Origin of the sequence: Streptomyces reniochalinae, from assembly GCF_003323735.1 — a bacterium.
GTDB classification, from domain to species: Bacteria; Actinomycetota; Actinomycetes; order Streptomycetales; family Streptomycetaceae; genus Streptomyces; species Streptomyces reniochalinae.
On the sequence record NZ_QOIM01000042.1, the window covers coordinates 738,752 to 760,484 of the forward strand.

At 72.0% G+C, this 21,733-nt stretch carries 19 protein-coding genes; 11 read left to right on the forward strand and 8 right to left on the reverse strand.

Annotated elements, in window-relative coordinates:
* The first annotated feature begins 13 nt into the window (after positions 1-13).
* Together DQ392_RS28770 and DQ392_RS28775 are read left to right on the forward strand one after the other, a co-directional pair.
* On the forward strand, positions 14-208 hold the full coding sequence (locus tag DQ392_RS28770; RefSeq protein ID WP_114018569.1) for a DUF397 domain-containing protein: 195 nt from the start codon (positions 14-16) through the stop codon (positions 206-208).
* Positions 209-237: 29 nt separating this feature from the next.
* On the forward strand, positions 238-432 hold the full coding sequence (locus DQ392_RS28775) for a DUF397 domain-containing protein (protein ID WP_114018570.1): 195 nt from the start codon (positions 238-240) through the stop codon (positions 430-432).
* 85 nt (positions 433-517) lie between these two features.
* Here the strand turns inward: DQ392_RS28775 and DQ392_RS28780 are convergent, their stop codons facing one another.
* The 6 genes from DQ392_RS28780 to DQ392_RS28805 form a co-directional block, all read right to left on the reverse strand.
* Positions 518-1,153: an FMN reductase gene (locus DQ392_RS28780; protein ID WP_114018571.1), complete on the reverse strand. Its 636-nt coding sequence runs from the start codon at positions 1,151-1,153 to the stop codon at positions 518-520.
* On the reverse strand, positions 1,150-2,247 hold the full coding sequence (locus DQ392_RS28785) for an LLM class flavin-dependent oxidoreductase (protein ID WP_114018690.1): 1,098 nt from the start codon (positions 2,245-2,247) through the stop codon (positions 1,150-1,152). The genes DQ392_RS28780 and DQ392_RS28785 overlap by 4 nt, the downstream gene beginning before the upstream one ends.
* Positions 2,248-2,412: 165 nt before the next feature.
* Positions 2,413-3,495: a phosphotriesterase family protein gene (locus DQ392_RS28790; protein ID WP_114018572.1), complete on the reverse strand. Its 1,083-nt coding sequence runs from the start codon at positions 3,493-3,495 to the stop codon at positions 2,413-2,415.
* A complete protein-coding gene (locus DQ392_RS28795) occupies positions 3,492-4,514 on the reverse strand; it encodes a DMT family transporter (protein ID WP_114018573.1) in 1,023 nt (340 codons plus the stop codon). Before DQ392_RS28795 ends, DQ392_RS28790 begins: the two co-directional genes overlap by 4 nt.
* A 107-nt stretch (positions 4,515-4,621) precedes the next feature.
* Complete coding sequence (locus DQ392_RS28800) at positions 4,622-4,987, reverse strand: hypothetical protein (RefSeq protein ID WP_147266590.1); 366 nt, start codon at positions 4,985-4,987, stop codon at positions 4,622-4,624.
* 6 nt (positions 4,988-4,993) lie between these two features.
* Positions 4,994-5,746 (reverse strand): glutamine amidotransferase, encoded by a 753-nt coding sequence (locus DQ392_RS28805; RefSeq protein WP_114018575.1) that lies wholly within the window; start codon positions 5,744-5,746, stop codon positions 4,994-4,996.
* A gap of 152 nt (positions 5,747-5,898) precedes the next feature.
* Between DQ392_RS28805 and DQ392_RS28810 the strand changes: the two genes are divergently transcribed.
* The 4 genes from DQ392_RS28810 (at position 5,899) to DQ392_RS28825 (ending at position 13,117) form a co-directional block, all read left to right on the forward strand.
* Complete coding sequence (locus DQ392_RS28810) at positions 5,899-6,921, forward strand: LacI family DNA-binding transcriptional regulator (protein ID WP_114018576.1); 1,023 nt, start codon at positions 5,899-5,901, stop codon at positions 6,919-6,921.
* Between the two features lie 49 nt (positions 6,922-6,970).
* On the forward strand, positions 6,971-8,191 hold the full coding sequence (locus tag DQ392_RS28815) for a M20 family metallopeptidase (protein WP_114018577.1): 1,221 nt from the start codon (positions 6,971-6,973) through the stop codon (positions 8,189-8,191).
* Between the two features lie 204 nt (positions 8,192-8,395).
* A complete protein-coding gene (gene glnA, locus DQ392_RS28820; protein ID WP_114018578.1) occupies positions 8,396-9,757 on the forward strand; it encodes a type I glutamate--ammonia ligase in 1,362 nt (453 codons plus the stop codon).
* A gap of 348 nt (positions 9,758-10,105) precedes the next feature.
* Positions 10,106-13,117 carry a bifunctional [glutamine synthetase] adenylyltransferase/[glutamine synthetase]-adenylyl-L-tyrosine phosphorylase gene (locus DQ392_RS28825; protein ID WP_114018579.1) on the forward strand — a complete coding sequence of 1,004 codons (3,012 nt, stop codon included), beginning with the start codon at positions 10,106-10,108 and terminating at the stop codon, positions 13,115-13,117.
* Positions 13,118-13,295: 178 nt separating this feature from the next.
* Here DQ392_RS28825 and DQ392_RS28830 read toward each other — a convergent pair whose 3' ends face one another.
* Positions 13,296-14,162: a phosphatase PAP2 family protein gene (locus DQ392_RS28830; RefSeq protein ID WP_114018580.1), complete on the reverse strand. Its 867-nt coding sequence runs from the start codon at positions 14,160-14,162 to the stop codon at positions 13,296-13,298.
* Positions 14,163-14,265: 103 nt separating this feature from the next.
* A complete protein-coding gene (locus DQ392_RS28835) occupies positions 14,266-15,276 on the reverse strand; it encodes a LacI family DNA-binding transcriptional regulator (RefSeq protein WP_114018581.1) in 1,011 nt (336 codons plus the stop codon).
* 484 nt (positions 15,277-15,760) lie between these two features.
* On the opposite strand from DQ392_RS28835, the gene DQ392_RS28840 reads away from it, so the two are divergent.
* The 5 genes from DQ392_RS28840 (at position 15,761) to DQ392_RS28860 (ending at position 21,723) form a co-directional block, all read left to right on the forward strand.
* Positions 15,761-17,032 carry an extracellular solute-binding protein gene (locus DQ392_RS28840; protein ID WP_114018582.1) on the forward strand — a complete coding sequence of 424 codons (1,272 nt, stop codon included), beginning with the start codon at positions 15,761-15,763 and terminating at the stop codon, positions 17,030-17,032.
* 60 nt (positions 17,033-17,092) lie between these two features.
* Positions 17,093-18,019, forward strand: a complete 927-nt coding sequence (locus DQ392_RS28845) for a carbohydrate ABC transporter permease (RefSeq protein WP_114018583.1) — start codon at positions 17,093-17,095, stop codon at positions 18,017-18,019.
* Positions 18,016-18,951: a sugar ABC transporter permease gene (locus DQ392_RS28850; RefSeq protein WP_425470623.1), complete on the forward strand. Its 936-nt coding sequence runs from the start codon at positions 18,016-18,018 to the stop codon at positions 18,949-18,951. The genes DQ392_RS28845 and DQ392_RS28850 overlap by 4 nt, the downstream gene beginning before the upstream one ends.
* 109 nt (positions 18,952-19,060) lie before the next feature.
* The gene (locus DQ392_RS28855) at positions 19,061-20,707 is read left to right on the forward strand and encodes a glycoside hydrolase family 13 protein (protein ID WP_114018584.1); all 1,647 of its coding nucleotides are present in this window, start codon (positions 19,061-19,063) and stop codon (positions 20,705-20,707) included.
* On the forward strand, positions 20,704-21,723 hold the full coding sequence (locus DQ392_RS28860) for a LacI family DNA-binding transcriptional regulator (protein ID WP_114018585.1): 1,020 nt from the start codon (positions 20,704-20,706) through the stop codon (positions 21,721-21,723). Before DQ392_RS28855 ends, DQ392_RS28860 begins: the two co-directional genes overlap by 4 nt.
* The last annotated feature ends 10 nt before the right edge of the window (positions 21,724-21,733 follow it).

A 21,733-nucleotide genomic window follows, 5' to 3' on the forward strand; every position in this document is an offset into this window, starting at 1 on the left:
GCGGGGAGGCTCCATGAGCGCAACCTGGATCAGGTCCAGCTACAGCGACGGTCAAGGGGGCAACTGCGTCGAGTGGGCCCCGGGGCGCGTGTGCGGCGGGGGAGCCGTCCCGGTGCGTGACAGCAAGGACACCACGCGAGCAGCGTTGGCGTTTTCGCCTGCTGCGTGGGCAGCCTTCGTAGAGGACATGAAGCGCGACGAGCGCTGACTTCAACGTGTCGGCAGCCGGGAGGCTCCGTGGGCCCGCAGTGGATCAGGTCCAGCTACAGCGACAAACAAGGGGGCAACTGCGTCGAGTGGGCCCCGGGGCTTGTGTCCGACGTGGGGGCCGTCCCCGTGCGTGACAGCAAGGACACCGGCCTGGCCGCGTTGGCGTTCTCACCGACCGCGTGGACCGCGTTCGTCGACGGGGTGGAGCGGGCCGTCCGCTGAGCCACAGCGGCCCCGGAGGCATCAGCCTCCGGGGCCGCCGCACGGTCACCCGCCCCGGGCCCGAGGCGCCTCGGGCCCGGGCCGCTCACTCCTCCTCCACCCGCAGCGCCGCGAGCTGCTGTGCGAAGGGGACGACCTCCTCCGCCTCGGGGCCGGGCTCCTGCGTCGCCCGGGGCGCGACCAGCCCCGCCAGCTCCCCGCCCGCGCGGGCGACCCGGCGGGGCAGCGAGGGGGTGAGCCCGTCGTCGGCGGCGGCCCAGTCGTCGGTCGCCGCGTAGACGGCGGTCGGCACCGTCACCGCGCGCAGGTAGGAGAAGAGCGGCCGCATGGCGTGCTCCAGCACCAGGGAGTGGCGCGGGGTGCCGCCCGTCGCTCCGAGCAGCACGGGCTTGCCCGCGAGCGCGTCGTTGTCGAGCACGTCGAAGAACGACTTGAACAGTCCGCTGTAGGACGCGGAGAAGACGGGCGTGACGGCGATCAGCCCGTCCGCCTCCGTCACCCGCTCGCTCGCCTCGCGCAGCGCTGCGCCGGCGAAGCCGGTGGTGAAGCTGTGGGCGATCTCGGTGGCCACGTCCCGCAGTTCGACCGTCGAGATCTCCACCTCCCGCTCCTGGTCCTCCAGGGCGACGCGGGTCGCCTCGGCCAGCCGGTCGGCCAGCAGCCGGGTGGAGGACGGTTCGCTCAGCCCGGCCGAGACGACGGCCAGTTTCACGGGCCTCATACGGCGGCTCCCTCCTGCTCGGCGTCGCGCGCGGCCACGCGGGCCGCGTGCGTGGGGGCGTCCGCCGTGCCCGCGGGGCGCCCGGCGGCCATCTCCCTGCGCAGCACCGGCACGACCTCCTCGCCCAGCATGTCCAACTGCTCCAGTACGGTCTTCAGCGGCAGCCCCGCGTGGTCCATCAGGAACAGCTGCCGCTGGTAGTCGCCGAAGGACTCGCGGAAGGTCAGCGTCTTGTCGATGACCTCCTGCGGGCTGCCGACGGTCAGCGGCGTCTGGTCGGTGAACTCCTCCAGGCTGGGGCCGTGCCCGTAGACGGGTGCGTTGTCGAAGTAGGGCCGGAACTCCCGCACCGCGTCCTGCGAGTTCTTCCGCATGAAGACCTGCCCGCCGAGGCCGACGTACGCCTGCTCGCGCGTGCCGTGCCCGTAGTGCTCGAAGCGGTCTCGGTAGAGGGTGATCAGACGCTTGAAGTGGTCCTTGGGCCAGAAGATGTTGTTGGCGAAGAAGCCGTCACCGTAGTAGGCGGCCTGCTCGGCGATCTCCGGGCTGCGGATGGAGCCGTGCCACACGAACGGCGGGACACCGTCCAGCGGGCGCGGGGTGGAGGTGAAGCCCTGGAGGGGCGTACGGAAGCGGCCCTGCCAGTCGACGACGTCCTCCGTCCACAGGCGGCGCAGCAGCGCGTAGTTCTCGATGGCCAGCGGGATGCCCTGGCGGATGTCCTGGCCGAACCAGGGGTAGACGGGCCCGGTGTTGCCGCGGCCCATCATCACGTCGACCCGGCCCTCGGCGACGTGCTGGAGCATCGCGAAGTCCTCCGCGATCTTCACCGGGTCGTTGGTGGTGATCAGCGTCGTGGAGGTGGACAGGATCAGCCGCTCGGTGCGGGCGGCGATCCAGCCGAGCATCGTCGTCGGGGAGGACGGGACGAACGGCGGGTTGTGGTGCTCGCCGGTGGCGAAGACGTCGAGCCCGACCTCCTCCGCCTTCTGCGCGAGGGTGAGCATCGCCGTGATCCGCTCGTGCTCGGTCGGCGTCCTCCCGGTCGTCGGGTCGGGGGTCACGTCGCCGACGGTGAAGATCCCGAACTGGATGGGGGTGGTGGCCGTCATGGTGCTCGCCGTCCTCGTGCGCTCGTCGATGAAGTAGTTGACCGTTGAACTACATCCTCGTCAATGCTCTCGGACCAGTGTGCATTCCCCGTGCCGGAGGGGCCTCGCTGACCAGTGACAATGCACTGGCCGGCGGGCGTCGTGCGGTCAGCCGGCCGCCCCCGGGGCCAGCATGCGGGCCGGATTGTCGTGGGTCAGGCGGGCGATCGACGCGCGATCCAGCCCCCGGTCGGCCAGCATCTCGCCGAACACGGTGGGCACGAAGGTGAACCCGTTGCCACCGTGCTGGGTCCACATCTGCTTCAGAAACAGATCGTGGCTGAGCAGGAGCTGCCCCGCGTGCCCGCGCCGGGCGAGCCGCGCGACCGCCTCGGCCGTGTGCGGAGCCGACGGGGCGGCCCCCTCCCCGGGGAAGGCGACCTCCATGCCGATCATGTCGAACTCCAGCCACACCCCGCGTGCCGCCACCGAATCCTGGTAGGCGGCGTCGTGCCCGGAGGGATCCATATGAGCCAGCACGACCCGGTCGGGCGCCACCCCGGCCTCGTCCAGCACCAGGTCGAGCACCTCGTGCGCCCGGCGCTGCCAGCCCGGCAGGTGCAGCATCAGCGGGATGTGCGGCCGGTCCAGCTGAGCCAGCGCGGCCGCCCGCACCGAGGCGCGCTCCGCCTCGGTGAACGCGGGAGAGACCCCGATCTCCCCGATGATGCCGGGCCGTACCGCGTGCGGGCCGATGCCCTCGTCCAGCTCCGCGACGATCCGCGCCGCCTGCTCCTCGACCGCGGCGGCGATCCGCTCGCCCTCGAACCGCTCCAGATAGGCGCCGCACCCCATCACGACATGGACGCCACTGCGCTCGGACGCCTGCCGCAACAGCTCCGGACTCCGTCCGATCGCCGCACTGGAGGTGACATCGACCAGGGTTCCGCCGCCGCAGTCACGGAAGGTGTCGATCTCCCGCACCACGTCGGCCAGCGGCTTGGCGGCGACGTTGTCGCGGTTGCAGTACGGGTCGTGCCGCAGCGCCCAGGCCACCGAGGCGCTCACCGGCCGCTCGGGCAGTTCCTCGGTGAAGCCGTAGGAGGGCGGATTCCGCACCCCGGACAGGTCGTTGAACAGGTGCTCGTGCGGCAGGACGAGCCCGAGCCGGTCGGCGGGGACCGGCCCCAGGACCGTCTGGACGGCCGGCCCGTACGGGGTCTGCGAGGCTGCGCCCGCGGAAGTGGTCATGACTGCTCCGCACCGTTCGTGTCGCGCGGGCCACGGGAGGGGATCATCGCGATCCCCGCGGCGACGAGCGCCAGCACCGTACCGCCGATGGTCACCAGGTGGATCCCTTCCCCCAGGGACGGGCTGATGGCACCGAGGATCAGGGAGCCCAGGAGCTGGCCCGCCACCGAGGAGAGCCCGAGGAGGAGCAGCCCGAGGCCGCGCACGAGCAGCGCCATGAAGGCGATCGACAGCAGCCCGAGGGCGCCGCCGGTGTACATCCACCAGGTGTCCGGCAGCGCGAAGTGGCCGGATCCTGTCCCCAGCCGGATCAGGTAGCCGATCAGCAGCACCGTGAAGCCGACGAGGAAGTTGAAGCCGATCGAGACCAGCACGGAGCCGCTGGAGCGGGCGACGGCCGCGTTGCCCGCGGGCTGCCAGCCGGCCAGCAGCCCGGCGGCGAACGGCAGCACGGCCATGACGACCGCGCCGGGCACGTGCAGGGCGGGGGAGATGGCCAGGGTGGTGGCGCCGACGGCGAGCACGGCGCCCAGCAGCCGGGGCGCCGAGACGGGCTGCTTGACCTCGGAGGTGACGCCGAAACGGTCGCAGATCACGCCGGAGATGACCATGCCGCAGATCAGGGAGATCTGGAAGACGGCCACCCCGAGGGCGCCGACGGCGATCCCCTCGGACAGCACCACGGCGCCGCCGCACAGGCCCGCCAGGTAGTTCCACCAGCCGATCTGACCGCTGCGGATCAGCCGGGGCAGGGCCAGGGCCTGGCGGCGGGTGGTGGGCCGGGCGAAGACGAGGACGGCCATCAGGATCAGACCGCTGCCGAAGGAGATGACGGCGGCGCCGTTGCCGTCGTCGATCTCCTTGCCGAGGGCGCCGTTGACGGTGGATTGGAGGGGGCTGAGGGTGCCCGCCAGCACGGTCGCGACCACGAGGAGCGCGGTGGTCGCGCCGCGGGGCGTGCGCTGCCGGGGTTCGGGGGCCACGGCGGGGGCCGGGGCCGGGGGAGTCAGGTGGGTCATCGTGTCGCCGCCCTTTCGCGCTGCGTTCTGGAAGGGGACCCGGGGATGTCGGACCGGACCGGCGGGGAGCTGGGGGCGACCCGCCGGATGGTGGTGACGGCGCTCGCTCAGGGGGCCGCGCCGGGCAGGGCGGCGCTGCCGGGCGGCGCGTCCGCCGATGCGGTGCGGAAGCTCTCCCCGGCCGCGGTGGTGGCCCCGGCCGGGCCGGTGCGGGCTGCGAGGCGGACGGCCCGCCGGGCGCCGCGGGGCGGGACCGCGCTGCCGTCGGCCTCCAAGGCGACGAGGTCCCCTTCCGGGACCAGCGTACGGCTCCGCCGGGCGGTGACCGCCGACGCCGCGACCGCCTCTCCGCCGCGGGGTGCGCTCGCCTCTCCGTCACGGAGTGTGCTCGTCGCTGCGTTACGGGGCGGCCGTGCGGTGCTCAGCCGCGCCCTCCTGAGGCTGCCCATCACCGCGCCCCCTGGGGGTGCCACGGGGGGTCACTCCTCGCTTCCCGCGAGCCAGCTGACGGCCTGGTGGAACAGCCGCCGGTAGCCCGCCCACTCGACGAACTCGGTGGGGGCCCAGTGCGGGGAGATGTCGGAGGCGAAGGCGAGCGTGCGCCCCGCGCCCTCGTCCCGTACGGCCAGCAGCGGGCGGGACTCGACGGTGGCCAGCACCTGCGCGTCCGGCTTGGCGGTCAGCTTCTGGTAGCCGAGCAGGAGGGGCCAGGTGGCGTCGAGCCCGGCGGTGACGGGGTGGCCCTCACCGGACAGCTCGCCGGTGACCCCTTCAGGGCACTCCACGCGGTCGTCGTAGGGGAGGATCGAGACGGGCAGCACCGCCTCGACGGGGGTGTCGTGGTAGTTGGCCTTGGCCTGGAAGCCCTGGAAGCTCAGGTAGCCCCCGGCCATCGCCAGTCCGCCGCCCCGGCCCACCCACTCGGCGAGCAGCTTGAGGCGGTTGGGGAAGGGGCGCCCCTGCGCGAACACCTGCGGAGGCAGCAGCAGGGAGTTGGCGCCGATGTCGGAGAGGATCACGACGTCGTAGGCGGCGAGCTTCTCCAGCGTCTCGGGGAAGTCGGTCGCCACCGCGTGCGAGGGCAGGTGCGTGACCTGGTGCCCCCCGGCCTCCAGGGCCTCGATGAGCGGGGTGGCGCCGATTTCGAGCTGGGCGTGGGGAAAGGCGTCGTAGCCCTTGAAGTCGGTCGAGGCATTGATCCAGGACTCGCCTGCGAGGAGGACGCGGGCCATGCTTGTCTCCTAGGTGTTGCGCAAAATTTGTGCGTATTGCTTGTTGTTGCGCAACGTTAAGACTGCCGTTGTGCACAGTCAATGGGTGTAAGAAGAAAGACACTCGGTACACTCTGGAGTCACATGCGCACACCGGCGAAGAGGAGGAGAGCGTGACCCTGGCCCGTGTTGCGCAACACGCGCACGTCTCGGCGTCCACGGTGTCCCGGTATCTGCGCGGGCAACTGAAGGTGAACCCCGAGACCGCCGGACGCATCGACGCCGCGGTCCGCGACCTGGGATACGAGGCGCCGCCCGCCGCGGCCCCGGCGCCCGCACAGGCCACCGCCCCCGCCGAGAGCCCCGTCATCGCGCTGATCGTGCCCGACCTCGTCAATCCGTTCTTCGCCGAGCTGGCCGAGGAGATCGCCGCCACGGCCGCCGCCGGCGGGATCTCGCTCGTCGTCGGGGTCACCGGCCGGCAGTCCCGCCGCGAGGCCGGACTGAGCGAACTCGTCGCACGCACCGACGCGGTGGACGGCATGATCTACGTCGGCATCCACCGCCGGAACCCCCGGCTCGTCAAGGCCATCAGCGGCGGGCTGCCCGTCGTCGTCCTGGACGAGGAGATCGCCGACACCTCGCATGCCGACGCCATCTCCGTGGACAACTACGGCGGCGCCTACCAGGCCACCGCCTACCTCGCCCAGCTCGGACACCGCCGCATCGCGCACGTCGCGGGCCCGCCGGAGCTGTCCACCAGCCGTGACCGGCTGCGCGGCTTCCGCGACGCGATGGCCCACGCGGACCTGCCCGTGGACGAGGCCCTCGTCCTGCACGGCCCCTACACCGAGCAGTTCGGCGCCAGCACCTTCCCGTACCTGACCGGAGCCGCGGAACCGCCCACCGCCGTCTTCGCGGGCAGCGACATCGTCGCCGTCGGCATGCTCTCGGCCGCCGAACTGCACGGGCTGCGCATCCCCGAGGACCTGTCCGTCGTCGGCTGCGACGGAATCCGCGTCGGCGAGTGGCTGCGGCCCAAGCTCACCACCCTCCAGCAGCCTGTCGCCGACCTCGCCCGCTCCGCGCTCGACCTCGTCCAGGCCAGGGTCGAGAACCGGGCCGGGGAGCGCGTCACCCGCGTCTTCCCGCTGCACCTGGTCATCCGCGGCTCGGCCACGGCGCCCGGCGCCTGACGGCCGCCCCGGCGCGGCACCCGCCCCCGTACCGACAAGGGAGCCCCGTATGACCGACACCCGGCCGCCCCGCCCGTCCCCTCCCGTGGCCGCACCCCCCGCCGCCCCGCCCCGTGACCCGCTCGCGCTCGCCCGGCGCCTGATCACCCTGGACACCCGGGGCGGCAACGAGAAGCCCGCCGCGACCCTGCTCGCCACACTGCTGGACGACGCGGGCTTCGCCGTGCGCCTCGACGAACCGGAGCCGCGCCGGGCCAACCTCGTCGCCCGGTACGGAGCGGGCACCCCGCTCACCCTGACCGGGCACCTGGACACGGTGCCCGCCGACCCCGCCGGCTGGTCCTTCGACCCGCTCAGCGGCCAGGTGCACGGCGACCGGCTGCGGGGCCGGGGCAGCAGCGACATGAAGGCCGGGGTCGCCGCCCTCGTCTGCGCCGCCCTCGACCACGTGGCCGCGTCCGGAACAGCGCAGGGAGCCGGGAGCGCCGGGGTGCGGGGCGCCGCGCTCCAGCTCGTGTTCACCTTCGGTGAGGAGACCGGCTGCGAGGGGGCACGGCACCTGACGGACCTGGCGCCCAGCCCCGCGTTGCTGGTGGCCGAACCCACCGGAAACCGGCTCGTCCTCGGGCACAAGGGCGCCTTGTGGCTGCGGCTCACCGCGCAGGGGCGCAGCGCCCACGGCTCCCGGCCGGAACTCGGCGAGAACGCGCTGGTGGCGCTCGCCGCCACCGCGACCCGTCTGCACACGTACGACGCCTGGCCCGTCAGCCCCACGCACGGCCCGGTCACCGTCAACCCCGGCGCCTTCCGTGCCGGAGTGCAGCCCAACCTCGTGCCCGACCACGCGGAACTCGACCTCGACATCCGCACCGTCCCCGGCTTCGGCACCGAGGACGCGCTCGCGAAGGTCGGCGCGCTCGCCGCGCCCGGCACCCGCATCGAACGTCTCCTCGACCTGCCCAGCATCGCCACCGACCCGGCCGGCCCGCTCGTCGGACGGCTCGCCGCCGCGCTGCACGGCACGGCAGCAGAGGCGTCCGGCGCCGACGGTCAGGACCCGCGGGTACCGGCGGCGGACTACGCCACCTACTTCACCGACGCGTCCGTGCTCGCCGGAAAGCTCGGCTCACCGGCGGTACTCCTGCACGGTCCTGGCGACCCCGAACAGGCACACACCACCGACGAGACCTGCTCGGTGGACAAGCTCCACGCGGCGACCGACGCCTACCGCCGGCTGCTCGCCGCGTGGCGCGAGGAGCCCGCCGCCTGATCGTCCCCGGCGCGAGGAGAGCCCGGGACGCGACGCGGCGGCGGCCCGGGGGGCCGGTGTCTGGTGCAATGGGCGTGGGGCACCGTCAACACGTGCGCAACCTGCCAGAAACTGTGCGGCGGGACGCTAGGAGGTGTCACCGACGCAACCTCGGCCATACGGACCGGGGAGGCTGACCGGACCAGCGAGGATGGGTGATTGCCGATGGACAAGCAGCAGGAGTTCGTGCTCCGCACGCTGGAGGAGCGGGACATCCGGTTCGTCCGGCTCTGGTTCACCGACGTCCTGGGCTTCCTGAAGTCGGTCGCGGTCGCGCCCGCCGAGCTGGAGCAGGCGTTCGACGAGGGGATGGGCTTCGACGGCTCCGCCATCGAGGGCTTCGCACGCGTCTACGAATCCGACATGATCGCCAAGCCCGACCCCGGCACCTTCCAGATACTGCCGTGGCGCGCCGAGGCCCCCGGCACCGCCCGCATGTTCTGCGACATCCTCATGCCGGACGGCTCCCCCTCCTACGCCGACCCGCGCTACGTCCTCAAGCGGGCCCTCGCCAAGGCCTCCGACCTCGGCTTCACCTTCTACACCCACCCCGAGATCGAGTTCTACCTGCTCAAGGAGAAGCCCGTCGACGGCACCCGGCCCGTCCCCGCCGACTCCTCGGGCTACTTCGACCACACCCCGCAAAACGTCGGCATGGACTTCCGCCGCCAGGCCATCACCATGCTGGAGTCCATGGGCATCTCCGTCGAGTTCTCCCACCACGAGGGCGCCCCGGGGCAGCAGGAGATCGACCTGCGCTACGCCGACGCGCTCTCCACCGCCGACAACATCATGACCTTCCGCCTCGTCATGAAGCAGGTCGCGCTGGAACAGGGCGTCCAGGCCACCTTCATGCCCAAGCCGTTCTCCGAATACCCCGGCTCCGGCATGCACACCCACCTCTCCCTCTTCGAGGGCGACCGCAACGCCTTCTACGAGTCCGGCGCCGAATACCAGCTCTCCAAGGTCGGCCGCTCCTTCATCGCCGGCCTCCTCAAGCACGCCGGCGAGATCTCCGCGGTCACCAACCAGTGGGTCAACTCCTACAAGCGCATCTGGGGCGGGGCGAACCGCACCGCGGGTGAGGGCGGGGAATCCCCCTCCTACATCTGCTGGGGCCACAACAACCGCTCCGCGCTGGTGCGCGTGCCCATGTACAAGCCCGGCAAGACGGGGTCGACCCGCGTGGAGATGCGGTCGCTGGACTCCGGAGCCAACCCCTACCTCGCCTACGCGGTGCTGCTCGCCGCCGGGCTCAAGGGCATCGAGGAGGACTACGAGCTGCCCGCTGGGGCCGACGACGACGTGTGGGCGCTCTCCGACGCGGAGCGGCGCGCCATGGGGATCGAGCCGCTGCCGCAGAACCTTGGCGAGGCCATCAGTGCCATGGAGCGGAGTGAGCTGGTCGCTCAGACGCTGGGGGAGCACGTGTTTGATTTCTTTTTGCGGAACAAGAAGCAGGAGTGGGAGGAGTACCGCTCCGAGGTGACGGCGTTCGAGTTGCGCAAGTCGCTTCCCGTGCTGTGAGCCCCCTTCGGTTGGGGCTTCAGCCCCTGTGACCCCTTCTTCGGGGTGCCCCCATGGTCTTCCCCTTCTTCGTGAGGGGGCTCTCGGCGGCCGTGGTGGGGGCTCCGCCCCCAGACCCCCTTTGCCTCGCCGGCCGGGCATTGGGGCGGCTCCTCCCCCAGACTCCGTCCGGGGGGACCCCCACCCCAACTGCCCCCCGCTAGGGGGGCTCCGCCCCCCCTAGGAGCCCTCTGGGGGAGAGCCGGCTCCCTCTGACGAGAGGTGGGTCGGTGGTTGCGGGCGGGTGGTGGGCTCTAGGGGAGGGGGAAACAATAGGTCACCCAGGGTGAGAGGTGTCGAGGAGTGAGCGTGGCACAAGGTGGGCGGCGGCCCACGACGTATGGGCGTCTGCTGCGGCACGGGTTCACGGACCCCGCCGCGGCCACAAGGCTGTTGGACAGTCCGCCGCTGGCATCCGTGCGGGACGACGCTCTCTTTCTGAACGCTCTGGGGGCCACGGCTGATCCGGATCTGGCGCTGCTGGGGCTGCTCCGGCTCGTCGAGGCGCTGGAGGCGGAGGCGGAGGCGGCGGAGGACCCGCAGGTTCTCCTCGGCACGCTGCTGACCGCGAAACCGCTGCGCGACCGGCTCCTCGGGGTGCTCGGGGCCTCGGACGCGCTGGCCGACCACCTGGCCCGCCATCCGCACGACTGGCGGGCGCTGGCGACGTACGAGTCGGCCGACCTGCATCCGGGCATCGAGGAGTTCGAGGCGGCCCTGCGTCAGGCCGATGACCGTGACACGCTCCGCGTCGCGTACCGCAGGGCGCTGCTGGGCATCGCGGCCCGTGACGTGTGCGGCACCAACGACCTGGCGCACACGGCAGCGCAACTCGCCGACCTGGCCACCGCCACGTTGCGCAGGGCGCTGGCGCAGGCCCGGCAGGCGGCTCCCGAGGACGCGGCGGCCTGCCGGCTGGCCGTCGTCGGCATGGGCAAGGCGGGCGGCAACGAGCTCAACTACGTCTCGGACGTGGACGTCATCTTCGTCGCGGAGCCGTCCGGCACGGGGGGCCCGCAGGACGAGGCGGAGGCACTCAGGGCGGCTACGCGGGTCGCGGCGCACATGATGCGCATCTGTTCGGACACGACCGGCGAGGGCACGATCTGGCCGGTGGACGCGAATCTGCGCCCCGAGGGCCGTAACGGGCCCCTCGTGCGGACCCTCAGCAGCCACCTGGCCTACTACCAGCGCTGGGCGAAGACGTGGGAGTTCCAGGCGCTGCTCAAGGCCCGGCCGATGGCGGGCGACGCGGAGCTGGGCTACGCGTACGTGGACGCGGTGACGCCGCTGGTGTGGCAGGCGGCCGAGCGGGAGAACTTCGTCACCGACGTGCAGCAGATGCGGCGCCGTGTCGTCGCCAGCATCCCCGCCGCGCAGGTGGAGCGCGAGCTGAAGCTGGGGCCCGGCGGGCTGCGGGACGTGGAGTTCGCCGTACAGCTTCTGCAACTGGTGCACGGCCGCAGCGACACGACGCTGCGCAGCCCCACCACGCTCGACGCCCTCGACGCGCTGGCCGCCGGGGGCTACGTGGGGCGGCAGGACGCGGCGGCGCTCGACGCCGCCTACCGCTTCCTGCGCACCATGGAGCACCGCATCCAGCTCTACCAGCTGCGCCGTACCCACCTGATGCCCGACTCCGAGGCGGACCAGCGCCGTCTGGGGCGTTCCCTCGGCTACCGCAGCGAGCCCGTCACCGAGCTGCACAAGGCGTGGCGGCGGCACGCCTCAGCGGTGCGGCGGCTGCACGAGAAGCTGTTCTACCGGCCGCTGCTGGACGCGGTCGCCCAGCTGGAGCCCGGCGAGGAGCGTCTGTCGGCACGGGCTGCCCGCCAGCGTCTGGAGGCCCTCGGGTACGCGGACCCGGCCTCGGCGCTGCGCCACCTGGAGGCGCTGGCCTCGGGCGTCAGCCGCAAGGCCGCCATCCAGCGCACCCTGCTGCCGGTGCTGCTGGGCTGGTTCGCCGACTCCGCCGACCCGGACGCGGGCCTGCTCGGCTTCCGCAAGGTCTCCGACGCGCTGGGCAAGTCGCCGTGGTACCTGCGGCTGCTGCGCGACGAGGGCGCCGCCGCCGAGAACCTGGCGCGCGTGCTGTCCGCCGGGCGTTTCGCCCCCGACCTGCTGCTGCGCGCCCCCGAGGCCGTCGCTCTGCTGGGCGACGAGAACGGGCTGCGGCCCCGCTCCCGGGACGCGCTCTTCCAGGAGACCCTGTCCGCGGTGGGCCGTGCGGAAGGGGCCGAGGCGGCCGTCGCCGCGGCGCGCGGTGTCCGCCGCAGGGAGCTGTTCCGTACGGCCGCGGGCGACCTGATCGGTGCCTACGGCACCGAGGGAGTGGCCCAGCAGGAGCCCGGAGCGGCCTTGGACCGGGTCGGGAACGCGCTCACCGACCTCAACTCGGCCACGCTCGCCGGCGCCCTGCGCGCCGCCGTACGCGCGCAGTGGGGCGACGAGCTGCCCGCCCGCTTCGCCGTCATCGGCGTCGGCCGCTTCGGCGGCCACGAGATGGGCTACGGCTCCGACGCCGACGTCCTGTTCGTGCACGAGCCGCGCGAGGGGGTGAGCGAGCACGAGGCCGGCAAGGCGGCCTTCGCGGTCGCCACCGAGATGCGGCGGCTCCTCCAGCTGCCCACCACCGATCCGCCGCTGGTGATGGACGCCGACCTGCGGCCCGAGGGCAAGTCCGGCGCCCTGGCCAGGTCGCTGAGTTCGTACGCGGCCTACTACGGCCGCTGGTCGGTGGTGTGGGAGAGCCAGGCGCTGCTGCGGGCCGAGTTCGTCGCCGGCGACGCCGGGCTCGGGGAGCGGTTCATGGAGCTGATCGACCCGCTCCGCTATCCCGCGGGCGGGCTCGGCGACGACTCCGTACGGGAGATCCGCCGCCTGAAGGCCCGTATGGAGAGCGAACGGCTGCCGCGCGGCGCGGACCCGACGACCCACGCCAAGCTGGGCCGCGGCGGGCTCACCGACGTCGAGTGGACGGTGCAGCTGACGCAGCTGCGGCACGGTCACGAGCTGCCGCGGCTGCGGACCACCAGGACGCGGGAGGCGCTGGCGGCCGCCCGGGAGGCCGAGCTGATCGGGGGCGACGACGCCGACGTGCTCGACGAGGCGTGGGTGCTGGCCTCGCGGGTGCGCAACGCGGTGATGCTCGTGCGCGGACGGCCGGGCGACACCTTCCCCTCCGAGTCGCGTGAGCTCGCCGCCGTCGGCCGCTACCTGGGCTACGACCCCGGACACGTCGGAGAGATGCTCGACGACTACCGCAGGGTCACGCGCCGGGCCCGCGCGGTCGTCGACCGCCTCTTCTACGACACGGAGTGACGCCACCCCGGCCCGCCCTTTCACCCATTTCTGGAGGCTCCGCCCCCAGACCCCGGTCCTCAAGCTCCCCCAGACTTCGTCCGGGAGGTGCCCCCAGGCGCTTGAGGACGAGCGAAGCGTCACCGCGGATGTGGGGCACACCCCGCGGAAACGGTGAAAGGGCGGGGCCGGGGCGAGCTCAGGCAGGGGCGGCGGCCAACCTCGGCAGCCGGTAGGAGACGCGGCCGTACCACGCGTAGGAGAGGGCGAAGCCGAGGGCGAGGCAGCAGAGACCGCCGACGGCGTCGAGCCAGAAGTGGTTGGCGGTGCTCACGATGACCAGCAGGGTCGTCGCCGGATACAGCGCCCCCAGCACCTTGACCCACACGGGCCGCGCCAGCATGGCGATCGTGATGCCGCACCAGACGGACCACCCTATGTGCATGGAGGGCATGGCGGCGTACTGGTTCGACATCTGCGCCAGGTTCCCCGAGGCCATGGAGCCCCACGTCTCGTGGACGTTCACCGTGTCGATGAAGTGCCCGCCGCCCATCAGCCGGGGCGGGGCCAGCGGGAAGAGGTAGTAGCCCAGCAGCGCCGACCCCGTCGTGGCGAAGAGGACCAGCCGTGTCGCGGCGTACCGCCCGGGGTGGGCGCGGTAGAGCCACACCAGCACGCCGATGGTCACGACGAAGTGCAACGTGGCGTAGTAGTAGTTCATCGTGACGATCAGCCACGTCACCCCGCCTATGGCGTGGTTGACGGAGGCTTCGACGGCGATCCCGAGGGTGTGCTCGGTGCGCCAGATCCAGTCCGCGTTCCGCAGCGCTTCGGCGCGCTGCTCAGGGACGGCGTTGCGGATCAGGGAGTACGTCCAGTAGCTGATCGCGATGAGGGCGATCTCGAACCACAGGCGGGGGTGCCTGGGAGAGCGCCACCTGGCCAGGGCGCTTCTGCGGGGGCGTGCGTCCTCGCCCGTCCCCGGGCGCGCAGGGGTCTGCTGCGCCGCGGCTTCGTCCGTCTCGTGCCGGGTGTCTTCTTCGGTCCTCGTGGTCGGTACCCCCATAGGGCGACAGTCTGCCAGACGGGGTGAACCGGCCGATCATCCTGCGGTCGGGTCTTGGCCCGCTCGCCTCCACCCCGCGGTGGAGGCGAGCGGGCGAGAGGTGTCAGGGATGCCTGCGGGACGCGGTGGATCCGCGTACCACCAGCTCAGGCAGGAAGACGAACTCGGTGTGCGGCGCGGGGGTGCCGTCGATCTCCTCCAGCAGGGTGCGGACGGCGGCCTGGCCCATCGCGGTCACCGGCTGCCGGATCGTCGTCAGGGGCGGGTCGGTGAAGGCGATGAGGGGAGAGTCGTCGAACCCGATGACGGAGACGTCGTCGGGAACGGCGAGCCCCCGCTGCCGGGCGGCGCGGATCGCGCCGAGCGCCATCATGTCGCTGGCACACACGACGGCGGTGCACCCGCGCGCCAGCAGCTCGCCCGTCGCGGCCTGGCCGCCCTCGAGTGTGTAGAGGGAGTGCTGGATCAGCGGCGCGCAGTCCGTCGCGAAGTGCTCGCGCATCGTCCGGGTGAAGCCCTCGATCTTCCGCTGGACGGGGACGAAGCGCTCGGGGCCGAGCGCGAGGCCGATGCGCTCGTGGCCGAGGGAGGCCAGATGGGTGACGGCCAGCCGCATGGCGGCCCGGTCGTCGGGGGAGACGAAGGGGGCGCGCACGCCCGCGGAGTAGCCGTTGACCAGGACGAAGGGGACGCCCTGGCCGTGCAGCCGTTCGTACCGCCCGGTGTCGGCGGTGGTGTCGGCGTGCAGCCCGGAGACGAAGATGATCCCGGCCACGCCCCGGTCGACCAGCATCTCCGTCAACTCGTCCTCGGTGGAGCCGCCGGGCGTCTGGGTGGCGAGCACGGGCGTGTAGCCCTGCCTGGTGAGGCCCTGCGCGATCACCTGTGCGAAGGCCGGGAAAATCGGATTCTCCAACTCGGGCGTGATCAGCCCCACCAGGCCCTCGCTGCGGCGGCGCAGCTTGACGGGGCGCTCGTAGCCCAGGACGTCGAGCGCGGCCAGGACGGATTCGCGGGTGGCCGCGGCGACGCCGGGCTTGCCGTTGAGGACCCGGCTGACCGTGGCTTCGCTGACCCCCGCCTGCGCTGCGATGTCAGCTAGCCGTGCGGTCACAGGACCGGACCTTACCGGCAGTGCCTCACGCTGCCCACCAGGTGTAGGAATGAGCCGGGATCCGCAGCCGTCCGGCACCCGCCCCGGCCTCCGTGGAGTCCCGCGACTCCCAGCCAGAACCGCGGCACGGAGTCGAACCTTCTCTCCACACCGAGTCCGGCCAGGTACGGCAGGCGCCCCCGGTACGCCCGGCAGGTCCCCGGTCCCGTCGCCGTCGGCGAACGAGCGGGCGTAGACCTGGTGGCTGACGGCGTCGCGCCACCAGCCACGGGGGCGGGGGCGAAGTGGGGCAAGCCGGTGTTCAACGGCCACATCGCGGGCTGATGCCCAAAGTCACGTGGCCCGCGGGTGCGCGCGACAGGCCGACAGGGGCCCTTGCAGAAATTTACCGCAAGCTCTTTCAATCGTGTGGCGCCGCTGTTACGTTCCTCCGCAGCCGAGCGCCGCTCACGGCGCGCGCTCTCACCTTGCGGAGGGATCGGACATGCGGCGTGGCATAGGCGCCACCGCGCTGATAGCGGGACTGGCTCTTGCGGCAACGGCTTGCGGCGGCGACGCGGACGGCGGCAACGCCTCCAGCGGCGCGATCGAAGGGACCGTCACCTTCTGGGACACCTCGAACGAGGGCGAGAAGGACACCTACAAGAAGATCGCCGAGGACTTCGAGAAGAAACACGCGAAGGTGGACGTCAAGTACGTGCACGTCAACTTCGGTGACGCCAACCAGAAGTTCAAGAACGCCGCAGGCGGCAACTCCGGTGCCCCCGACGTGATGCGCACGGAGGTCGCCTGGGTCGCCGACTTCGCCAACCTCGGTTATCTCGCCCCCCTCGACGGCACTCCGGCCCTGCACGACGAGGACGACTACCTGAAGACCGCGGCGGGCTCCACGAGGTTCGAGGGCAAGACGTACGCGGTCCCGCAGGTCACCGACACCCTCGGGCTCTTCTACAACAAGCGGCTGCTGAAGGAAGCGGGCGTGAAGGTGCCCACCTCCTTCGCACAGCTGAAGAAGAACGCCGGGAAGATCAAGGACGAGACCGGCGCCACCGCGCTCTACCTGCGCGGCGACGACCCCTACTGGTTCCTGCCCTACCTCTACGGCGAGGGCGGCGACCTCATCGACCCCGGGCACAAGAAGGTCACCGTCGACGACGAACCCGGTGTGCGCGCCCTCGCCACCATGAAGGACCTCGTCGACTCCGGCGCCGCGGTCACCGACAGCAGCGACGGCCAGGAGAACGGCATGAGGGCCTTCCAGGACGGCAAGGTCGCCATGATCGTCGACGGCCCCTGGGACCTCGCCCTCGCCCGTCAGGGCAAGGAGTTCAAGGGCGCGAAGAAGGACAACCTCGGGGTGGCGGCCGTCCCGGCAGGCAGCAGGGCCCAGGGCTCGCCGCAGGGCGGCTGGAACCTTTCCGTCTACGCCGGCACCGAGAACATGCGGGCCTCGCAGGAATTCGTCAAGTACATGAGCAGCGCCGAGGTGCAGACCCGCACCACGAAGGAGCTGTCCCTCCTGCCCACGCGCACGTCCGTGTACGAGAAGTCCGCGGTGCGGAGCAACGAGATGGTCGAGTTCTTCCGGCCCGCGGTCGACAAGGCGGTACAGCGGCCGTGGATCGCCGAGGGCAACTCGCTGTTCGAGCCCGTCAGGGTCGGCGTCGACGGGGTCCTCGCCCAGGGCAGGTCACCCGAGAAGGCAGCGCGGGACGTCGGGGAGGAGTTCCGCAAGCTCCTGAAGGACTACAAGTAAGGGGCCACTCCCCGGGGGGCCGGAAACGGCCGCCCCGCGGAGAAGGGAAGCGCAACAGACATGAAGCGGATCATCGCCCTGTCGGCGAGACACTGGTACGCGTGGGCCATGGTGGCCCCGGTGATCCTGGTCATCGGGCTGATCATCGGCTACCCCCTCACCCGCGGTGTCTACCTCTCCCTCACCGACGCCGACGAGGCCAACGTCGAGCGCCACATCGGCGTGAACGACATCCCGGCCACCTACGACTTCATCGGCCTGGACAACTACCGCCGGATCCTGTCCGACAGCGTCTTCTGGGACCGGCTCGGCTGGACGGCGGTGTGGACGGCGGGGTGTGTCGGCGTCACCTTCGTGCTGGGGCTGACGCTCGCGAACATGCTGAACCGGCGCGTGAAGGGCCGCACCTTCTACCGGGTGGCGATGATCGTGCCGTGGGGGATCCCCGCGTTCGTCTCCGTCTTCGCCTGGAAGATGCTGTTCAACGAGAAGAACGGGCTGCTGAACAAGGTGCTCGAGGGTGGCGGGATCGACGCGGTCCCGTGGCTCGGGGACCCGACGTGGGCGAAGCTGTCGGTGGTCGCCGTCAACGTGTGGCTGGGCGTGCCGTTCATGATCGTGGCGATGCTGGGGGCGCTCCAGGCGATACCCGGCGAGCTGTACGAGGCGGCCGAGATGGACGGCGCCGGGCCCTGGCAGCGGTTCCGCAACATCACGCTGCCGGGGGTGCGCGCGGTCAGCAGCACGGTGGTCCTGCTGAGCACCATCTGGACGTTCAACATGTTCCCGGTGATCTACCTGCTCACCAAGGGCGGCCCCGGGGACTCGACGGAGATCCTGGTGACGTACGCCTTCCGGCTGTCCTTCGTCAACAGCCCCCGCGACTTCGCCACCTCGGCCGCCTGGGGTGTCCTCATCCTGCTGCTGCTCTCGCTGTTCACGGTCGTCTATCGGCGCGCGCTGCGCCGCCAAGGGGAGGCGTGGTGACGACGACTCCGTCGCGAACCGCCGGAACACGCACCGAAGAGCCGGAGAGCGCCGGCCCGCGCGACGCGAGCCGGCGCGTGGCGGGCGAGCGCGGTGGCGGGCCACGACGCCGGAGGAGAACACCGGCGGCCTCCGCAGGGCTGCATGCCGGGCTGCTGACCGGCACGGTCTGCGCGCTGTTTCCCCCGCTGTGGCTGCTGGTCACCTCGTTCAAGCCGAAGAGCGAGTCGTTCACGACCGCGCTGGTCAAGGACTTCACCTTCGGCAACTACCGCCACGTCGTCGCCGACACCCACTTCCTGTCGTGGTTCGGGAACTCTTTGACCGTGGTCGTCGGTACCACCGTCATCGGGGTGTTCATCGCGGCGACCACCGGCTACGCCCTCAGCCGCTTCCGCTTCCCCGGCATGCGCCCGCTGATGTGGATTCTGCTCATCACGCAGATGTTCCCGATGGCGGTCCTCATCGTGCCGCTGTACAACACCATGGCGAACCTGGGCCTGCTCAACCAGCCCGCCGGCCTGATCGTCACGTATCTGACGGTGGCCGTGCCGTTCTGCGCGTGGATGATGAAGGGGTTCTTCGACACGATTCCCGTCGACATCGACGAGTCGGGGCGGGTGGACGGGCTCAACCCGTTCGGCACCTTCTGGCGGCTGATCCTGCCGCTGGCGAAGCCGGGCATCGCCGTCACCGGGTTCTACTCCTTCGTCACGGCCTGGGCCGAGGTCGCCTACGCGACGGCGTTCATGACGGGCGAGGAGAACCAGACGCTGGCGGGCGGCCTACAGAACTTCGTCAACCGCTACGGCACCGACTGGGGTTCGATGACGGCGGCAGCCGTGATCGTCGCCGTCCCGGCCGGCCTCGTGTTCGGCTTCGCGCAGCGCCACCTGGTCTCCGGGCTGACCGCCGGAGCGACGAAAGCCTAGCCCCGCCGACCCTGCTCCCGGACCCGGCCGGGCCGCCGGTGCCCTCCCGGCACCCGCCCGCCCGGTCTCCTCCTTCTCCCCGCGGTGGCGGGGCAACGATTGGGACGTGATGGACCAGCACAACAACGCCCCCGCGCTCGAGACGGCAGCACGGGCCGAAAGGGCGCCCGCCGCCTCCCGGTGGTGGCGGGACGCGGTGATCTACCAGATCTACCCGCGCTCCTTCGCCGACGGCGACGGCGACGGCATGGGCGACCTGGTGGGCGCCCGCCGGCGCCTGCCCCACCTGGCGAGGCTGGGCGTCGACGCCGTGTGGCTGAGTCCCTTCTACGCGTCCCCGCAGGCCGACGCGGGCTACGACGTGGCCGACTACCGCTCCATCGACCCGATGTTCGGCACGCTGCGCGACGCCGAGGCCCTCATCGAGGAGGCCCACGCACTCGGGCTGCGCGTCATCATCGACGTCGTCCCCAACCACTCCTCCGACCGGCACGAGTGGTTCAGGCGGGCCCTCGCCGGAGACCCGGCGGCCCGCCGCCGCTACCACTTCGCCTCCGGCAAGGGGCCAGGAGGCCACGAGCCGCCCAACGACTGGGAGTCGGTCTTCGGCGGACCCGCCTGGAGCCCGGTACCGGGCGATCCTGGCGAGTGGTACCTGCACCTGTTCGCACCCGAACAGCCCGACTTCAACTGGGAGAACCCGGCCGTCCGCGACGAGTTCCGCTCCGTGCTGCGCTTCTGGCTGGACAAGGGCGTCGACGGATTCCGCATCGACGTGGCGCACGGACTCGTCAAGGCCGCCGGACTGCCCGACATGGGCAGCAGCGGACAACTGCGGCTCCTGGGCACCGCCGAACTGCCGTTCTTCGACCAGGACGGGGTCCACGAGATCTACCGCTCCTGGCGGGCCGTACTCGACGAGTACCCCGGAGAGCGCGTCGGAGTGGCCGAGGCGTGGACGCCCACCGCCGAGCGCACCGCGCTGTACGTACGCGAGGACGAACTCCACCAGGCGTTCAACTTCCACTACCTGAGCACGGGGTGGGACGCCGAGGCGCTGCGCACCGTCATCGACGCCTCCCTCACCTCGCTCGGAGCGGTCGGCGCGCCCGCGACCTGGGTCCTGTCCAACCACGACGTCGTACGCCACCGCACCCGGCTGGGCGGCGGCCACGCGCGCGCCCGTGCCGCCTCGCTGCTGATGCTCGCGCTGCCCGGCTCCGCCTACGTCTACCAGGGCGAGGAACTCGGACTCCCCGAGGTGACCGAACTGCCCGACGGCGCACGCCAGGACCCCTCGTTCTTCCGCGCCAACGGACAGGACGGGCTGCGCGACGGGTGCCGCGTGCCGCTGCCCTGGAACGAGGAGAAGGACGCGGCGGCGGGCAGCTCCTACGGGTTCGGCAGCGGCGGAAGCTGGCTGCCCCAGCCACCGGGATGGGGCGCGCTGTCGGTCGCCGCACAGACCGGCGACCCCGGCTCCACCCTGGAGCTCTACCGCACCGCGCTGCGGCTGCGCCGCGAGCGGCCCGAACTGGGGGACGGCGACCCGCTGGAGTGGCTGCCCGCACCGCGGGGGGTGCTGGCGTTCCGGCGCGGCGCGTTCGTGTGCGCGGCCAACACCCGCACGAAACCCGTGCGGCTCGACCTGGCGACCGGAGAACTGCTGCTGGCCAGCGGCAGCCTGGACACCGGCGCGGCACCGGGCGAGACCGTACTGCCGGGGGACACCACCGCCTGGTGGGTCCGCGGATGAGCACGGCCCTGACCGCACGCCTCGCCGACATCGCAGCCCAGGCCGAGGTCAGCGAGGCGACGGCCAGCCGCGTGCTCAACGGCAGACCGGGCGTGGCCGCCGCCACCCGGCAGCGGGTGCTGGCCGCGGTCGACGTCCTCGGCTACGAGCGCCCCGCCCGGGTCCGGCAGCGCAGCGCGGGCCTGGTCGGGCTGGTCATCCCCGAGCTGACCAACCCGATCTTCCCCGCGTTCGCCCAGGTCATCGAGCAGTGCCTGTCGGGCTACGGGTACACGCCCGTGCTGGGCACCCGGATGCTGGGCGGCGCGACCGAGGACGAACTGGTCGGCCAACTCGTCGAACGCGACGTGTCCGGCATCATCTTCCTCTCAGGACTGCACGCCGACCTGACCGCGGACCCCGCACGCTACGCGCGACTGGCCGCACGGGGCGTGCCGTTCGTCCTCGTCAACGGCTACAACGAGCACATCAGCGCGCCCTTCGTCTCCCCCGACGACCGCGCGGCCGCCGCCCTGGCCGTCAGCCACCTGCGCCAGTTGGGGCACCGGCGCATCGGGCTCGCCGTCGGCCCCGACAGGTTCGTGCCCACCCGCCGCAAGGTGGCCGGGTTCCGGCAGGCGGTCGCCGGCGACCCCGCGGGGAAGGAGCCGCACATCCAGCACACCCTCTTCACCGTCGAGGGCGGGCACGCCGCCGCCGGCGCGCTGCTCGACGCGGGCTGCACCGGGCTGGTGTGCGGCAGCGACCTGATGGCGCTCGGCGCCGTACGCGCCGCGCGGCAGCGGGGGCTGACCGTGCCGGGACAGGTCTCGGTGGTCGGCTACGACGACTCCGAACTCAACGCGTTCACCGACCCGCCGCTGACCACCGTCCGCCAGCCGGTCCGCGCGATGGCCAACGCCGCTGTGGGCGCCCTGCTGGAGCCGATGGGCGGAAGCCCGATGGCCGACACGGAGTTCGTCTTCCAGCCGGAACTCGTCGTCCGCGGCTCCACCGCACAGGCGCCGCCACCCTGACAGGCCGCTC

Excerpts from the sequence above, each read along its gene's own strand:
- DQ392_RS28770 (WP_114018569.1), top strand. The coding sequence starts at position 14 with ATGAGCGCAACCTGGATCAGGTCCAGCTACAGCGACGGTCAAGGGGGC.
- DQ392_RS28780 (WP_114018571.1), bottom strand. The coding sequence starts at position 1,153 with ATGAGGCCCGTGAAACTGGCCGTCGTCTCGGCCGGGCTGAGCGAACCG.
- DQ392_RS28790 (WP_114018572.1), bottom strand. The coding sequence starts at position 3,495 with ATGACCACTTCCGCGGGCGCAGCCTCGCAGACCCCGTACGGGCCGGCC.
- DQ392_RS28795 (WP_114018573.1), bottom strand. The coding sequence starts at position 4,514 with ATGACCCACCTGACTCCCCCGGCCCCGGCCCCCGCCGTGGCCCCCGAA.
- DQ392_RS28805 (WP_114018575.1), bottom strand. The coding sequence starts at position 5,746 with ATGGCCCGCGTCCTCCTCGCAGGCGAGTCCTGGATCAATGCCTCGACC.
- DQ392_RS28815 (WP_114018577.1), top strand. The coding sequence starts at position 6,971 with ATGACCGACACCCGGCCGCCCCGCCCGTCCCCTCCCGTGGCCGCACCC.
- glnA (WP_114018578.1), top strand. The coding sequence starts at position 8,396 with ATGGACAAGCAGCAGGAGTTCGTGCTCCGCACGCTGGAGGAGCGGGAC.
- DQ392_RS28830 (WP_114018580.1), bottom strand. The coding sequence starts at position 14,162 with ATGGGGGTACCGACCACGAGGACCGAAGAAGACACCCGGCACGAGACG.
- DQ392_RS28840 (WP_114018582.1), top strand. The coding sequence starts at position 15,761 with ATGCGGCGTGGCATAGGCGCCACCGCGCTGATAGCGGGACTGGCTCTT.
- DQ392_RS28845 (WP_114018583.1), top strand. The coding sequence starts at position 17,093 with ATGAAGCGGATCATCGCCCTGTCGGCGAGACACTGGTACGCGTGGGCC.
- DQ392_RS28855 (WP_114018584.1), top strand. The coding sequence starts at position 19,061 with ATGGACCAGCACAACAACGCCCCCGCGCTCGAGACGGCAGCACGGGCC.
- DQ392_RS28860 (WP_114018585.1), top strand. The coding sequence starts at position 20,704 with ATGAGCACGGCCCTGACCGCACGCCTCGCCGACATCGCAGCCCAGGCC.